This is a genomic window from Streptococcus sp. HMSC072D05, from assembly GCF_001815805.1.
Classification (GTDB): Bacteria; Bacillota; Bacilli; order Lactobacillales; family Streptococcaceae; genus Streptococcus.
Window position 1 is genome coordinate 89,424 of sequence record NZ_KV822011.1, and the last position, 15,335, is coordinate 104,758.

Annotated in this window: 11 protein-coding genes; 8 read left to right on the plus strand and 3 right to left on the minus strand. The window is 41.6% G+C overall.

What is annotated here, in order from left to right:
• Nucleotides 1-75: 75 nt before the first annotated feature.
• Complete coding sequence (locus HMPREF3057_RS03770; RefSeq protein WP_070696419.1) at nt 76-1,347, minus strand: extracellular solute-binding protein; 1,272 nt, start codon at nt 1,345-1,347, stop codon at nt 76-78.
• Between the two features lie 474 nt (nt 1,348-1,821).
• Here HMPREF3057_RS03770 and malQ point away from each other — a divergent pair, with 474 nt between their 5' ends.
• The 3 genes from malQ (at nt 1,822) to HMPREF3057_RS10565 (ending at nt 6,062) form a co-directional block, all read left to right on the plus strand.
• Complete coding sequence (gene malQ, locus HMPREF3057_RS03775; protein ID WP_070696422.1) at nt 1,822-3,339, plus strand: 4-alpha-glucanotransferase; 1,518 nt, start codon at nt 1,822-1,824, stop codon at nt 3,337-3,339.
• 24 nt (nt 3,340-3,363) lie between these two features.
• Nucleotides 3,364-5,622 (plus strand): glycogen/starch/alpha-glucan family phosphorylase, encoded by a 2,259-nt coding sequence (gene glgP / locus HMPREF3057_RS03780; protein ID WP_070696425.1) that lies wholly within the window; start codon nt 3,364-3,366, stop codon nt 5,620-5,622.
• Between the two features lie 233 nt (nt 5,623-5,855).
• On the plus strand, nt 5,856-6,062 hold the full coding sequence (locus HMPREF3057_RS10565) for a hypothetical protein (protein WP_033587430.1): 207 nt from the start codon (nt 5,856-5,858) through the stop codon (nt 6,060-6,062).
• A gap of 109 nt (nt 6,063-6,171) precedes the next feature.
• Here the strand turns inward: HMPREF3057_RS10565 and HMPREF3057_RS03790 are convergent, their stop codons facing one another.
• Complete coding sequence (locus tag HMPREF3057_RS03790; protein ID WP_001095532.1) at nt 6,172-7,020, minus strand: putative RNA methyltransferase; 849 nt, start codon at nt 7,018-7,020, stop codon at nt 6,172-6,174.
• Nucleotides 7,021-7,171: 151 nt separating this feature from the next.
• Between HMPREF3057_RS03790 and HMPREF3057_RS03795 the strand changes: the two genes are divergently transcribed.
• Together HMPREF3057_RS03795 and HMPREF3057_RS03800 are read left to right on the plus strand one after the other, a co-directional pair.
• The gene (locus HMPREF3057_RS03795) at nt 7,172-7,450 is read left to right on the plus strand and encodes a DUF6110 family protein (protein ID WP_000910910.1); all 279 of its coding nucleotides are present in this window, start codon (nt 7,172-7,174) and stop codon (nt 7,448-7,450) included.
• Between the two features lies 1 nt (nt 7,451).
• Entirely contained in the window at nt 7,452-9,512 is a 2,061-nt protein-coding gene (locus HMPREF3057_RS03800; RefSeq protein ID WP_000008775.1) for a heavy metal translocating P-type ATPase, read from the plus strand.
• A gap of 77 nt (nt 9,513-9,589) precedes the next feature.
• Here HMPREF3057_RS03800 and tyrS read toward each other — a convergent pair whose 3' ends face one another.
• A complete protein-coding gene (gene tyrS, locus HMPREF3057_RS03805) occupies nt 9,590-10,846 on the minus strand; it encodes a tyrosine--tRNA ligase (RefSeq protein WP_044020095.1) in 1,257 nt (418 codons plus the stop codon).
• Nucleotides 10,847-10,986: 140 nt separating this feature from the next.
• Here tyrS and pbp1b point away from each other — a divergent pair, with 140 nt between their 5' ends.
• The 3 genes from pbp1b to dapD all read left to right on the plus strand — a co-directional run bounded on the left by pbp1b (nt 10,987) and on the right by dapD (nt 15,266).
• On the plus strand, nt 10,987-13,494 hold the full coding sequence (gene pbp1b / locus HMPREF3057_RS03810; protein ID WP_049478975.1) for a penicillin-binding protein PBP1B: 2,508 nt from the start codon (nt 10,987-10,989) through the stop codon (nt 13,492-13,494).
• Between the two features lie 77 nt (nt 13,495-13,571).
• On the plus strand, nt 13,572-14,483 hold the full coding sequence (locus tag HMPREF3057_RS03815) for a DMT family transporter (protein ID WP_002892724.1): 912 nt from the start codon (nt 13,572-13,574) through the stop codon (nt 14,481-14,483).
• Between the two features lie 84 nt (nt 14,484-14,567).
• Nucleotides 14,568-15,266 (plus strand): 2,3,4,5-tetrahydropyridine-2,6-dicarboxylate N-acetyltransferase, encoded by a 699-nt coding sequence (gene dapD / locus HMPREF3057_RS03820; protein WP_000127447.1) that lies wholly within the window; start codon nt 14,568-14,570, stop codon nt 15,264-15,266.
• Nucleotides 15,267-15,335 lie beyond the last annotated feature (69 nt).

Consider the following 15,335-nt stretch of genomic DNA (forward strand, 5'->3'; position numbering starts at 1 on the left):
TAGGCAACTGCAATCATTCGTAAATTTATAAAATCAAAGGGGGATTTGTATTCTCCCCCCTTGTAACGAATTCAATTATTCACCAAATTTTTGTTTGATTGTTTCTTTGATCAATGTTACAGCATCGTTAGCAGCTGTCTTAGCATCTTTTTTACCACTTACAGCGTCAAAGAGCATTGTTTTAGCTGGATCCCAAACTGCTGACATTTGAGAAATGTTTGGCATTGGTTGAGCGTTCTTGAACTGTTTGATAACAGCTGTTGTCAACTCATCGTTTTTGCCTTCAGCGTATGAACGAGCTTCAGTGTTAGCTGGGATTTCGTTAGTTGCATCGTAGAATGCTTTTTGTTGTTCAGTTGAAACAAGGAAGTCTACAAATTTTTGTGCAGCTTCAAGGTTCTTAGTGCTTGATGGGATGATCCAAGCTTTACCACCACCGAATGGTGTGTATTCTTTACCATTTGGAAGAGTTGGAATAGTAGCAACACCGTAGTTTACTTTAGCATCTTTGAATGCTTGAGCTTTCCAAGGACCGTCGATGATAGCAGCTGTTTTACCTTCTTGGAATTGAGTTTGGATCAAGTTTGCAGCACCTTCAGTATCTTGCATACCTTTAGGCCATTTTTCGTACCAAGATTTAGCGTAGTTGATACCTGTGATAGAACCGTCGTTTGCAAGACCGATGTCTTTAGCGTCTTTACCGTTTTGTCCGAATACGTAACCACCGTTACCAGCAAGGAGTCCGTATGCGTAGTAGAAGTTTGTCCAGTCGGCTAGGAATGCAGTAGTTTTGCCATCTTCACCAGCGAAAGCGTATTTGCTGTCTTTAGCAAGTTCTTCTAATTCAGCAAAAGTTTTTGGAGCTTCTTTTAGCAAGTCTTTGTTGTAGTACATAACAAGTGACTCAATAACGGCAGGAGCACCGTAAACTTTACCGTCAGCAGCTGTTACAAGAGATTTAGTTTTATCATCTGTTTTTGCACCATCGCTCAAAGTAACTTCTGAAAGTTGTCCGTCAGTACCAAGGCTACCTACGCGGTCGTATGGTGCCATCATAACGTCAGCAGCTTGACCTGATTGGTTGTCAAGTGAAAGTTTGTCAAGTCCACCAAGTTGGTCACCTGATTTGATGTTAACTTTTGTACCTGATTCTTTTTCATAAGCTGCAGCAACTTTTTCAGCGTAGGCTTTGTATTGGTCTTCAACGTAGAAAGTGATTTCTTTTGCTTCAGATGAACCAGAATCAGCAGCCTTATCAGCAGTTTTGCTTCCGCAAGCTACCAAAAGTAAGCTAGCAAGAGTAGCAGTTCCAAGCACAGCAGCGCTCTTCATGAATTTAGATGACATAGTGTATTCCTCCTAAAGAATAACAAAAATAATTTAATGAGAAAACGCAAACGTTTTCTTTTACGAACTTAGTATAGCACAAACAGAAAACGGTTGCAAGCGTTTTTAGGAAATTTTTTAAAAAAATTTTAAGGTTTCAAACATTTGTTAAAGCCCATATATAGGAAAGAACTTAAAATGTTTGTTTTTTTTGAATTGAAAATATATTAGGAAAACGATTGCGTAAATTCGGCTCGGTTTTTCAGAAAATAGAGCAGATATTGGGAATGAATTATCTTAAATCAGAAAATCTTTAAAATTTTTTCGCTTATTTCATAAAATATCAGTGGCAACAAGTTTTGTTTGATTAAAATAATTCAAAAAAATTTTTTAAAAACGCTTGCATTTGTTTTTGAAATGCGTTATACTTAAATTAACGCAAACGTTTGCGCCTTAATTGCGCAACGTTTTATAACAAACACATGAGGTGCTATTATGAAAAAACGTCAAAGTGGTGTGTTGATGCACATCTCTTCTCTGCCAGGAGCATACGGGATTGGATCATTTGGCCAGACTGCCTATGATTTCGTTGATTTCTTGGTTCGTACGAAGCAACGTTACTGGCAAATCCTCCCTCTCGGGACAACAAGCTATGGAGATTCTCCATACCAATCATTCTCGGCCTTTGCTGGAAATACGCATTTTATAGACCTTGATATCTTGGTAGAGCAAGGCTTGCTCGAAGCCAGTGATCTTAAAGGTGTTGACTTTGGTAGCGATGCATCTGAAGTTGACTATGCGAAGATTTATTATGCACGTCGTCCGCTTTTAGAAAAAGCAGTTAAACGCTTCTTGGAAGTGGGTGATGTCAAAGATTTTGAGAAGTTTGCTAAAGACAACCAATCATGGCTCGAACTCTTCGCAGAATATATGGCTATCAAAGAGCATTTTGACAATCTTGCTTGGACAGAATGGCCAGATGCAGATGCTCGTGCTCGTAAAGCTTCAGCACTTGAAAGCTACCGTGAGAAATTGGCAGACAAGTTGGTTTACCACCGTGTGACTCAATACTTCTTCTTCCAACAATGGTTGAAATTGAAAGCCTATGCTAACGATAACCACATCGAAATTGTTGGGGACATGCCTATCTACGTAGCGGAAGATTCAAGCGACATGTGGGCAAATCCACATCTCTTTAAGACAGATGCCAATGGTAAAGCAACTTGTATCGCAGGATGCCCACCAGATGAGTTTTCTGCCACTGGTCAGCTTTGGGGGAACCCAATCTATGACTGGGAAGCAATGGACAAAGACGGTTACAAATGGTGGATTGAACGTTTGCGCGAAAGCTTCAAGATCTACGATATCGTTCGTATCGACCACTTCCGCGGGTTCGAATCTTACTGGGAAATTCCTGCTGGTTCCGATACAGCAGCACCTGGTAAATGGGTGAAAGGTCCTGGCTACAAACTTTTTGCAGCCGTTAAGAAAAAACTTGGTGAGCTAAACATCATCGCAGAAGACCTTGGTTTCATGACAGATGAAGTGATTGAGTTACGCGAACGTACTGGCTTCCCAGGAATGAAGATTCTTCAATTCGCCTTCAACCCAGAAGACGAAAGTATCGATAGCCCACACTTGGCACCTGCCAACTCTGTTATGTACACAGGAACACACGACAACAATACGGTCCTTGGTTGGTACCGTAATGAGATCGACGATCCAACTCGTGAATACATGGCTCGTTACACGAACCGTAAAGAGTACGAAACAGTGCCACACGCAATGCTTCGCACAGTATTTTCATCTGTTAGCTTCATGGCTATTGCAACTATGCAAGATTTACTAGAATTGGATGAGGCAGCTCGCATGAACTTCCCATCTACTCTTGGTGGAAACTGGTCATGGCGTATGACAGCAGACCAACTCACACCAGCTGTTGAAGAAACTTTGCTTGACTTGACTACAATTTATCGCCGAATCAATGAAAATTTGGTAGAATTAAAGAAATAAGACAATATCAGGAGACACATAAACATGTTACCATTAAACGAATTTGTACAAAAACGTTACAATAAAACCATTGCAGAATGTAGCAATGAAGAGCTTTACCTTGCTCTTCTTAACTACAGCAAACTTGCAAGCAGCCAAAAACCAGTCAACACTGGTAAGAAAAAAGTTTACTACATCTCAGCTGAGTTCTTGATCGGTAAACTCTTGTCAAATAACTTGATTAACCTTGGTCTTTACGACGATGTGAAAAAAGAACTTGCAGCTGCAGGTAAAGAGTTGATCGAAATCGAAGAAGTAGAATTGGAACCATCACTTGGTAACGGTGGTTTGGGACGTTTGGCAGCCTGCTTTATCGACTCAATCGCTACACTTGGTTTGAATGGTGACGGTGTTGGTTTGAACTACCACTTCGGTCTTTTCCAACAAGTTCTTAAAAACAACCAACAAGAAACGATTCCTAACGCTTGGTTGACAGAGCAAAACTGGTTGGTTCGCTCAAGCCGTAGCTACCAAGTGCCATTTGCACACTTCACATTGACATCTACTCTTTACGATATCGATGTACCTGGTTACAAGACAGCTACTAAAAACCGCTTGCGTTTGTTTGACTTGGATTCAGTTGATTCTTCTATCATCGAAGACGGTATCAACTTTGATAAGACAGATATCGCTCGCAACTTGACTCTCTTCCTTTACCCAGACGATAGCGACAAGCAAGGTGAATTGCTCCGTATCTTCCAACAATACTTCATGGTTTCAAACGGTGCACAATTGATCATCGACGAAGCAATCGAAAAAGGAAGCAACTTGCATGACCTTGCGGACTATGCAGTTGTACAAATCAATGATACTCACCCATCAATGGTGATTCCTGAATTGATTCGTCTCTTGACTGCACGTGGTATCGAACTTGATGAAGCAATCTCTATCGTTCGTAGCATGACTGCCTACACTAACCACACAATCCTTGCTGAAGCCCTTGAAAAATGGCCTCTTGAATTCTTGCAAGAAGTAGTTCCTCACTTGGTACCAATCATCGAAGAATTGGACCGTCGTGTGAAGGCAGAATACAAAGACCCAGCTGTTCAAATCATCGATGAGAGCGGACGTGTTCACATGGCTCACATGGATATCCACTACGGATACAGCGTTAACGGGGTTGCAGCTCTTCACACTGAAATCTTGAAGAACTCAGAGTTGAAAGCTTTCTACGACATCTACCCAGAAAAATTCAACAACAAAACAAACGGTATCACATTCCGTCGTTGGCTCATGCATGCTAATCCAAGCTTGTCTCACTACTTGGATGAGATCATTGGACATGGTTGGCACCATGAAGCAGATGAGCTTGAAAAACTCTTGTCATACGAAGACAAGGCTGCTGTCAAAGAAAAATTGGAAAGCATCAAAGCTCACAACAAACGTAAATTGGCTCGTCACTTGAAAGAACATCAAGGTGTGGAAATCAACACAAACTCTATCTTTGATATCCAAATCAAACGTCTGCACGAGTACAAGCGCCAACAAATGAACGCTTTGTATGTCATCCACAAATACCTTGATATCAAGGCTGGCAACATCCCTGCTCGTCCAATCACAGTCTTCTTTGGTGGTAAAGCAGCTCCTGCCTACACAATCGCTCAAGACATCATTCACTTGATCCTTTGCTTGTCAGAAGTGATTGCTAACGACCCAGCTGTAGCTCCACACTTGCAAGTGGTTATGGTTGAAAACTACAACGTTACTGCAGCAAGCTTCCTTATCCCAGCATGTGACATCTCAGAACAAATCTCACTTGCTTCTAAAGAAGCTTCAGGTACTGGTAACATGAAATTCATGTTGAACGGAGCTTTGACTCTTGGTACTATGGACGGAGCTAACGTGGAAATCGCTGAATTGGTTGGCGACGAAAACATCTACATCTTCGGTGAAGATTCAGAAACTGTTATCGACCTTTACGCAAAAGCAGCTTACAAATCAAGCGAATTCTACGCTCGTGAAGCTATCAAACCATTGGTTGACTTCATCGTCAGCGATGCTGTTCTTGCAGTAGGTAAGAAAGAGCGCTTGGAACGTCTTTACAACGAATTGATCAACAAAGACTGGTTCATGACTCTCCTTGACTTGGAAGACTACATCAAAGTCAAAGAGCAAATGCTTGCTGACTACGAAGACCGTGATACATGGTTGGATAAAGTTATCGTTAACATTGCTAAAGCAGGATTCTTCTCATCTGACCGTACAATCGCTCAGTACAACGAAGATATCTGGCACTTGAACTAAGATACAAATTTATACTAATACATTTTGTAAAAAAGCGAGTTTCGATTGAAATTCGCTTTTTTTGAATAATGTTGATTTGAATCAATCTGGTCTAAAAAGAGAGAAATCATAGACGTATTGAAGGTTTAACACTCTCTTTCAACCTCATGCTTCTTCTTAGTTGATTACCTCACATTTCTTGTATCCGCTTACACGAAGTGTTGTAATATGATTGCAGGAAAGAAGGTGTTCTTATGTGGAAAAAATATTTTTCAAAATATAAATGGACTGATTTATTTTGGATACTATTTGTGATTTGGTCATGCCTTTATATGGGTAATAGTAGTTCCTTTCCACTGACTCATCAAGAAATCTCTTTTCATGGATGTTGTTATGGGGCATCACTTGCCTCATTTCACTTGCTATTTATTGATAAATTTGTTATTTCGAATCGAAAATAAATGGAGAGGTTAAAATTTTTTCCACTTTTCGGATAGACAGTTGAAAAATCGCGATTTATACCCACACCTCAAGAGGAGGTGCGGGTTTTGTCTTATCTGAAAGTTTTATTTACAGTGCTTTCCCAACCAAAATCTCTGCCTCAATGGTAATCTCTGTCAGTTGACTCCAGTCAATTTTGGTCTGGTCAACATGAAAGAGAAGGGGGGTCATGCTAAGTAAAGCTTGGCGTTGCTCGGCTGTGATGGGTTTGGTTAGGGAAGCTATTTGGCTAGATTGGATGCTGAAGTATTCCTGGAAATGTTCCTTGATATCTTGGTTGGAATAGTCCTTGTTTGTCAGCTGGTCTTGTACCCTTTGACGGATTTCTTTGAGGTGATTTTCAGTCGGGATGACCTTGATCAAGATGCCATCTTTGGATAAAACGCGACGGAATTCCCCATAGTTGGCAGGTGAAAAGATGTCGAGCAGGATATCCATACTGGCGTCTTTTATAGGAAGTCGAGCCAGGTCACCGACAAACCAATTAACTGACCAGTTGAGTTCACTTTTAGCTGCGATTTGGACCGAGTCTTTTGAAATGTCAAAGGCATAGAAGGTTTTATCAGAGTGACTTTCTTGGAGTTTACGAGAGTAGAAACCTTCGCCACAACCGATATCCAAGACTGTTTTTGCGGATGGATTAGTTGTTAGTAAGTCCGAGATACCTTCTAAAATAGCCTGATAAAAACCAGCTTCAAGAATTTGCTGGCGGTTTTGGAAGTTTTCCTTGTCGTAGTTGGCAGATTGCTTGATTTGCGGAGCCAAGTTGACATAGCCGAATTTTGCCAGATCAAAAGAATGGCGGTTGCTACACTTGAGGCTAGACTCTACCAAGGCCAGATTTTCTTGGCAGATAGGGCAGGAAAAGGCAGTCGCAGAAGCAAAACGCTGAAGTTTGGGTTTGAGGTTTGTATTCATAGTTTAAGTGTATCAAAAGAGGCAAATGAAAGCAACTTTAGAAATAAGTAGATGGGAGATTCAGTAGAAATAAAACTAATTCTCCAATTTATAGAATAAAATTGCTTTTATATCTAAATTTCTATATAATAATGATAAGGAGGAAATAAGTATGTTAAAAGAAGTATTAACCGTTGCAAAAGTTGCGAAAAAATCATCACTCTTTTTGGGTGGTGTCGCATTTGGTACCCTTGGTTTGAAAATCTTGGCAAGTAAGGAAGCTAAAAAAGGTTATTCTAAAGCTTTGGCTAAGGCTTACAAGTTGAAAGACGGGCTAGATGCATCTGTTTCTGTTGTGAAACAACATGGAGACGATGTCTTGCAAGATGCCAAATATTTGTACGAGCAAGAGAAAAAAGAAGAGCAATTAGATAGCCTTATAGGAGAATAATATGTCTTTTAAAGTGCTACATAGAGGATACCAACATATCCGACTATCATCTTCTTTTTCACTCACCTTGGATATTCAAGACTATCTTCGTTCCTTGGCGAGAGATGAAAAGGGGATTGAGTCTATCCAGTTTTACATGGATCAACAGCACTTTACTCTACGCATAAAAGAAGGCTTTTCTGTATTAGATAATGCAGAAGCCTTTTTAAAAAGAATTGATAAAGGGAAAGTTTCTGAGTTGATGACTCTTCCCATTCGTAGAGAAGAGAGTGCTTATTCTATTGTTTCAGGTGCAGCGATTAAGCGTGTACTTTTTCGTAGTTTTGTGCCGTATCCTATTCGCTATATATGGACTTGTTATCAGGCTTTGGGTTATATTAGAGAAGCCTATCAAACACTAGCGCGTAAGGAACTAACGATGGAAGTCTTGGACTGTTCGGCGATTTTATTGTCCTTGTTTATGAACCAATCCAAGACAGCTAGCAATATCATGTTTATGCTTGATTTGGGGAATCATTTAGATCAGTGGTCTTTGAAAAAAACTGCAACAGATTTAGAACAAAGCCTTCTTGCAAAAGAGAGCGACGTATTCTTAGTACAGGGCGATACGGTTGTTAGTATCAAGAGTTCCGATGTTCAAATAGGAGATGTCTTGGTCCTATCTCAAGGAAATGAAATTCTGTTTGATGGACAAGTAGTTTCAGGTTTAGGTATGGTCAACGAAAGTTCCTTGACGGGAGAGAGTTTTCCAGTTGAAAAAAGAGAGTCTGATTTGGTTTGTGCAAATACAGTATTAGAAACTGGAGAGTTACGCATTCGTGTAACCGATAATCAGATGAACAGCCGGATTTTACAACTGATTGAGTTAATGAAGAAATCTGAAGAAAACAAGAAAACGAAACAACGCTATTTCATCAAGATGGCGGATAAGGTCGTCAAATATAATTTCTTGGGGGCTGGGCTAACTTACCTATTAACAGGTTCTTTTTCTAAGGCTATTTCTTTCCTATTAGTCGATTTCTCCTGCGCTTTGAAAATCTCTACTCCTGTAGCTTATTTGACAGCTATCAAGGAGGGGTTGAACCGTGAAATGGTGATTAAGGATGGGGATGTTCTGGAGAAATATCTGGAAGTTGATACTTTCTTGTTTGATAAGACGGGAACAATCACAACTAGTTATCCTATAGTTGAAAAGGTGTTACCTTTTGGGGACTATAGTGAGGAAGATATTCTCAGAATCAGTGCCTGTCTTGAGGAACACATTTATCATCCTATTGCTAATGCCATCGTCAAGCAAGCTGAGATAGAGGGAATTGAACATGAGGAAATGCATGGGAAACTCCAATATATTGCAAGCAAGGGGATCAAATCTCATATAGATGGCCAACCAGTTCTTATTGGGAATTATGTCTTGATGCAGGATGAGCAGATTCATATCAGTTCAGAACAAAATGCTTTAATTGAAGAGTACAAGAGTCACTACAATCTCTTATTCTTGGCTTATCAGAATGAATTGATTGGAATGTTCTGCATTCATACTCCTTTGAGAAAAGAAGCAAAAGCAGCCTTGGAGAAACTTAAGGCACAAGGGAAAAAATTGATTCTGGCAACAGGGGACACCTTGGTTAGGACAGAGGAATTAGTCAAAGATTTGCCCTTTGATCAGGTCTATACAGACTTGAAACCTGATGGGAAATTTGAGTTAGTAGAGGAACTGCAGAAAGCAGGTCACACGATTTTGATGGTTGGAGATGGATTGAATGACTCAGCGGCTCTAACCCTATCAGATATCGGTGTGGTGATGAATGAGAGTGCAGATATTTCTAAGCAGATGAGCGATATCTTATTGTTAGATAATCGTTTGGATTTCTTCCAAGAGTTGGATTGGCTATCATCATCTTTGCAAACACTCATCAAGAAGAATATTCAAGATACCGTTGTCGTAAATAGTAGTTTGATTGGCTTTGGCTTGTTTAATTGGCTCAGTCCTTCAAACCTCTCTATCCTACATAATCTAACAACCTTACGCATAGTCCTGCGTAGCCTGTCTATTAAGGGATAGGTGGGGACTATTCACAGCAAAAAGGAGTTACCTTTCTCGAGGGTAACTCCTTTGTTTATAGGTAAATGTTTAACAATTTAGTAAGTCAACACAAAGTATTTCTTCTTCCCGCGGCGGATAACAGTGAGTTCGTTTTCTAACTTATCTGCGTCACTCAAGACATAGTCAAGGTCTTGGATACGGTCGCCGTTGACGTAGATAGCTCCGTTTTGGACGTCTTCACGGGCTTGGCGTTTTGAATTCACCACACCAGATGACACGAGGAGTTCCACGATATTGTGGTTTTCGTCTGCTTTTACTTGGTAGTTTGGCACTCCACGAAGTCCTTGTTTGAGTTCTTTGACAGAAAGGTTTTTGATGTTTCCAGCAAAGAGTTGCTCGGTGATGTTAAGGGCTTCTTTGTAAGCTTCTTCTCCGTGAACAAGAGTCACGACTTCACGAGCGAGGACCTTTTGTGCCAAGCGTTCGTGTGGAGCCGCTTCAAACTCTTTGCGGATGTCTTCAATCTCATCGAGTGACAAGAAGGTAAAGATTTTCAAGAAGCGAACAGCGTCAGCATCCATCACGTTCATCCAGAATTGGTACATTTCGTATGGAGAAGTCTTTTCAGGGTTAAGCCAAACTGCGTTTCCTTCTGACTTACCAAATTTCTTACCAGTTGCGTCTGTGATGAGTGGAACAGTGATCACGTGACCAGTCTTGTCAGCCTTACGACGAAGCAATTCGGTACCAGCTGTCATATTTCCCCACTGGTCAGAACCACCGATTTGCAGAGTAACATTGTAGTCTTGGTTAAGGACATAGAAGTCGTACCCTTGCATGATTTGGTAGGCAAACTCAGTGTAAGAAATCCCTGTCTCGATCCGTTTCTTCACAGATTCCTTACTCATCATGTAGTTGACAGTGAAGTATTTTCCGACGTCACGGAGGAAGTCAATGAAGCTGATACTGCCAAACCAGTCGTAGTTGTTGACCATGACAGCCTTATTTTCACCATTTTCAAAGTCAAGAAAACGAGAAAGTTGCCCTTGGATAGACTTGACCCAGCCCTCTACTGTGTCTTTTGTTTGGAGACTACGCTCAGCATCTTTGAAGGACGGATCTCCGATGAGACCTGTAGCACCGCCAACGAGCGCATATGGTTTATGACCTGCTAACTGCAAGCGACGACTGGTCAAGATTGCGACAAGGTGGCCGAGGTGAAGGCTATCAGCAGTTGGATCGTAGCCAGTATAATAAGAAACTTGACCTTCTTCTAGGGCTTTACGCAAAGCTTCTTCATCAGTCGTTTGAAAAATCAAACCACGCTCTTTTAGCTCATCAAAAATGTGCATGTGTCTTTTCTCCTTTATAAAATATTGTTTCTACCTATTGTATCACAAACTCGGACAATAGCCTAGTGGAATAGGGAAGAAAGTGGCTATTTTATTGAAAGTTTCCCTTTTATGGTATAATAGAGAAAGCGAGGACATTCATGAAAGAAAGAATTAATGAATTAAAAACAAAAATGCTGCATTTTTTCCAGCAGCTAATGCAACGAATTGTAAAATGGAAGAAAAGACTAGCAGAAAAACTGGCTAATAAGAAAACCGGTAAAAAGGGGGCCTCTTCTGACAAAGTTAGAAAGGCTGGGTCTATTTTTGCTAAAGTTTTGAGTGGGTTTAAAATAGTTTTTAACACTCTCTTTATCCTAGGCTTTATCGGTGGACTGTTTGGCGCTGGTGTAGCTATGGGTTATGGAGTCGCTCTATTTGACAAGGCCCAGGTCCCTCAAGCAGAAGAGTTGGTCAAGCAAGTGAAGGATATTGCCTCCATCTCAGAAATCACTTATTCTGACGGCAGTACCATTGCCTCGATCGAGGGCGATTTATTGCGCACTTCAGTCGCTTCAGATGCTATCTCAGACAACCTTAAGAAAGCCATTGTTGCGACAGAGGACGAGCATTTCAATGAGCACAAGGGAGTTGTGCCTAAGGCCGTTATTCGTGCGACCTTGGGAACCTTTGTCGGTCTAGGCTCGTCTAGTGGTGGTTCGACCTTGACCCAGCAGGTCATCAAGCAGCAAGTGGTGGGGGATGCTCCAACTCTAGCTCGTAAGGCTAAAGAGATTATTGATGCTCTAGCTTTAGAACGGGCTATGGGTAAGGATGAGATTTTGACAACCTACCTTAACATAGCTCCTTTTGGTCGCAATCATAAAGGTCAAAATATTGCAGGTGCCCAGCAGGCTGCAGAAGGAATCTTTGGGGTCAATGCTTCGGATTTAACGATCCCTCAAGCTGCCTTTATCGCAGGGTTGCCACAGAGTCCAATCAGTTATTCTCCTTATGAATCTGATGGTAGTATGAAGAGTGATGAGGACATGGCTTTGGGAATTAAGCGTGCCAAGGATGTCCTCTACAATATGTACCGGACAGGGGCTCTAAGTCAGGAAGACTACGATAAGTACAAAGATTATGACTTTAAGAAAGACTTCCTACCATCAGGTAGTGTTAGTGGTACTTCGCGTGACTATCTCTACTATGCAACCTTGGCAGAAGCTACTGACCGCATGTACGACTACCTTGTCCAACGAGATAATGTCTCTGCGCAAGAATTAAAGAATGAGTCCATTCAGAAATCCTATCGCGATTTAGCCACTAAGGAAATTGAAAATGGTGGATATAAGATTACGACAACTATCAATAAAAATGTTCATGCTGCGATGCAAAATGCGGTTGCGACCTACGGCTATCTGCTAGATGATTCGACAGGCCAGCCTGAGGTGGGGAATGTCCTCATGGACAACCAAACGGGAGCTATCCTTGGATTTGTTGGTGGTCGTAATTATCAAGAAAATCAGAACAATCACGCTATCGATACCAAGCGTTCTCCAGCTTCAACCACAAAACCTATATTGGCCTATGGTATCGCTATTGACCAAGGTTTGATGGGAAGTGCAAGTATCTTGTCAAACTATCCTACCAACTTCTCAAACGGGAATCCCATCATGTATGTCAATAGTCCTGGTACGGGCATGATGACATTGGGAGAAGCCCTTAACTACTCATGGAATATCCCAGCCTACTGGACGTATCGTACGCTTCGAGAGAAGGGTGTGGATGTCAAAGGCTATATGGAAAAAATGGGTTACGAAATCCCAGAATATGGGATTGAAAGTTTACCGATGGGTGGGGGGATTGACGTTACAGTTGCCCAGCATACCAACGGGTATCAGACTCTAGCCAACAACGGAGTTTACCATAAGAAACATATGATCGCAAAGATCGAGTCAACGGATGGTCGAGTGGTATACGAGCACAAGGATGAGCCTGTCCAGGTTTATTCAAAAGCGACAGCAACCATCATGCAAAGTCTCCTTCGGGATGTTATCTCGTCTCGGATTACTTCAAGTTTCCAGACGGACTTGACTACTATCAATCCATCCCTAGCTCGTGCTGACTGGATCGGAAAAACTGGTACGACCAATGAAGATGAAAATATGTGGCTCATGCTTTCTACACCTCGCTTGACTTTGGGTGGCTGGTTAGGTCACGATGATAACCGACCACTAGCCAAAGGAGCAGGCCACTACCGTAATGCCAACTATATGGCCCACTTGGTCAATGCTATCCAACAAGCTGAACCTGGAATATGGGGGAATGAGCGCTTTAATCTGGATCCAAGTGTGACCAAGTCGCAAGTTCTCCGGTCTACAGGCCAAAAGCCCGGCAAAGTTTCCATCAATGGTAAGGAAATCGAACTTTCTGGATCAACAGTAACGAGCTACTGGGCTACTAAAGAAGGTGCCCCAGTGACCACCTATCGCTTTGCTATTGGAGGAAGCGATGCAGATTATCTGAACGCATGGAAGAATATTCTAGGAAGCATTCCAGCAGTGACTCCTCCAAGCTCAAGTTCAAGCAGTAGCTCTGGAAGTTCAAGTTCGAGTGGAAATACTCAAAGTGGTTCTTCAGGACGTTCACGTCTATTTAATCGTTAAGAAAGAGTAGTAGCAAGGTTAGTAATTTCTCCTTGTTGCTACTTTTTTCTTTGTTGGTTTCGTGTTACAATAATAATATGAATCATTATCAGAAAAAGATTGTTAAGGGAACAGTATACTCGCTACTCTCAGGCCTAATCTGGGGGATTTGTGGGATTTTAGGAGAGTATTTTTTCACTCATTATCCAGTGTCTTCTGGATGGATTACTTCTATGCGTTTACTAGTGGCGGGGAGTTTGGTTTTAGGTCTATCTGCCTTTCAGTTGCGTAGCCGCTTGTTGGACATCTGGCGTGATAAGAAAAATTATCTACCTTTTTTAGCCTATGCTATTCTAGGTATTTTTTCTGTGCAGTTTTTCTTCTATCTTTGCGTTGAGTATTCCAATGCGACGACGGCGACCATTTTGCAATTTATCAGCCCTGTTTTTATCCTGTTTTACAATCGAATCATTTACCAGAAGAAGGCTTCTATTACAGCTGTGTTCTATGTTTTGATTGCCATGCTAGGTGTTTTTTTGATGGCTACAAAAGGGGATTTGTCCCAGTTATCCATGACACCTTTGGCTCTAGTGACAGGTTTGCTCAGTGCAGTAGGGGTCATGTTTAATGTTATCCTTCCTCAACGCTTTGCACGGCGCTACGGATTTGTTCCGACTGTTGGTTGGGGGATGATTCTGGCAGGTCTCTTTAGTAATTTCCTTTACCCTATTTATCAGATAAGTTTTCAAGTGGATCTGGTAAGTGTGCTGATTTGTCTGACGATTGCCGTGTTTGGTACTGCTTTTGCCTTCTTCCTATCTATGAAGGCTGTGTCACTCGTTTCCCCGCTGGTTGTATCGGTGGTGAGTGCTAGCGAACCGCTCTCTTCAGCTTTATTAAGTGTTCTTTTTCTGGGATTGGTCATGGATGGTTTTTTGGCCTTGGCTATGGTGTTGATTATCGTTCCGATGATTTTTTTATCTGTAGAAGAAGCAAAACAAGCCAGGTAAAGATGATTATTTGATAGTTGAGGCTTCAAATTTGAAGCCTTTTTTGGTAGAATAGGTATCATTATAACGAACCAGGAGGCACCTATGACTGCTACAAAAATGAACGCTCAAGAAATTATCCAATTTATCGCCAATGCGGAAAAGAAAACCAGTGTCAAAGTAACTTTTGAGGGAGAACTTGCAACTGCTGTGCCAAGCTCTGTTGTCAAACTAGGAAATGTTTTATTCGGAGACTGGAAGGACGTGGCTCCGCTTCTTGAAGGTTTGGTAGAAAATCAAGATTACGTTGTCGAGCAAGATGCTCGTAATTCTGCAGTTCCTTTGTTAGATAAACGTGCTATCAATGCTCGTATCGAGCCAGGTGCTATTATCCGTGACCAGGTTGAAATTGGTGACAATGCTGTTATCATGATGGGAGCTGTTATCAATATCGGTGCTGAAATCGGTGCTGGAACCATGATTGACATGGGTGCCATCCTTGGAGGTCGTGCTATCGTTGGGAAAAACAGTCACGTTGGTGCAGGTGCAGTTTTGGCAGGTGTGATTGAGCCAGCTAGTGCTGAACCAGTCCGTGTCGGAGACAATGTTCTTATCGGTGCCAATGCAGTGGTTATCGAAGGAGTTCAAATCGGTAGTGGTTCAGTTGTCGCAGCAGGAGCTATTGTTACCCAGGATGTCCCAGAAAACGTGGTAGTAGCAGGTGTTCCAGCTCGCATCATCAAAGAGATTGATGCCCAAACTCAACAAAAAACAGCGCTAGAGGATGCGCTTCGTACCTTGTAATTGTAAAAGTAAAAAAGAGGCGGAACCCTTTTTCCAGCCTCTTTCTTCTATCAAAAGGAGGACCGATAG

What these genes read in the sequence shown, in the direction of transcription:
- HMPREF3057_RS03770 (WP_070696419.1), bottom strand. Translation starts at nt 1,347, where the DNA reads ATGTCATCTAAATTCATGAAGAGCGCTGCTGTGCTTGGAACTGCTACT.
- malQ (WP_070696422.1), top strand. Translation starts at nt 1,822, where the DNA reads ATGAAAAAACGTCAAAGTGGTGTGTTGATGCACATCTCTTCTCTGCCA.
- glgP (WP_070696425.1), top strand. Translation starts at nt 3,364, where the DNA reads ATGTTACCATTAAACGAATTTGTACAAAAACGTTACAATAAAACCATT.
- HMPREF3057_RS10565 (WP_033587430.1), top strand. Translation starts at nt 5,856, where the DNA reads ATGTGGAAAAAATATTTTTCAAAATATAAATGGACTGATTTATTTTGG.
- HMPREF3057_RS03790 (WP_001095532.1), bottom strand. Translation starts at nt 7,020, where the DNA reads ATGAATACAAACCTCAAACCCAAACTTCAGCGTTTTGCTTCTGCGACT.
- HMPREF3057_RS03795 (WP_000910910.1), top strand. Translation starts at nt 7,172, where the DNA reads ATGTTAAAAGAAGTATTAACCGTTGCAAAAGTTGCGAAAAAATCATCA.
- HMPREF3057_RS03800 (WP_000008775.1), top strand. Translation starts at nt 7,452, where the DNA reads ATGTCTTTTAAAGTGCTACATAGAGGATACCAACATATCCGACTATCA.
- tyrS (WP_044020095.1), bottom strand. Translation starts at nt 10,846, where the DNA reads ATGCACATTTTTGATGAGCTAAAAGAGCGTGGTTTGATTTTTCAAACG.
- pbp1b (WP_049478975.1), top strand. Translation starts at nt 10,987, where the DNA reads ATGAAAGAAAGAATTAATGAATTAAAAACAAAAATGCTGCATTTTTTC.
- HMPREF3057_RS03815 (WP_002892724.1), top strand. Translation starts at nt 13,572, where the DNA reads ATGAATCATTATCAGAAAAAGATTGTTAAGGGAACAGTATACTCGCTA.
- dapD (WP_000127447.1), top strand. Translation starts at nt 14,568, where the DNA reads ATGACTGCTACAAAAATGAACGCTCAAGAAATTATCCAATTTATCGCC.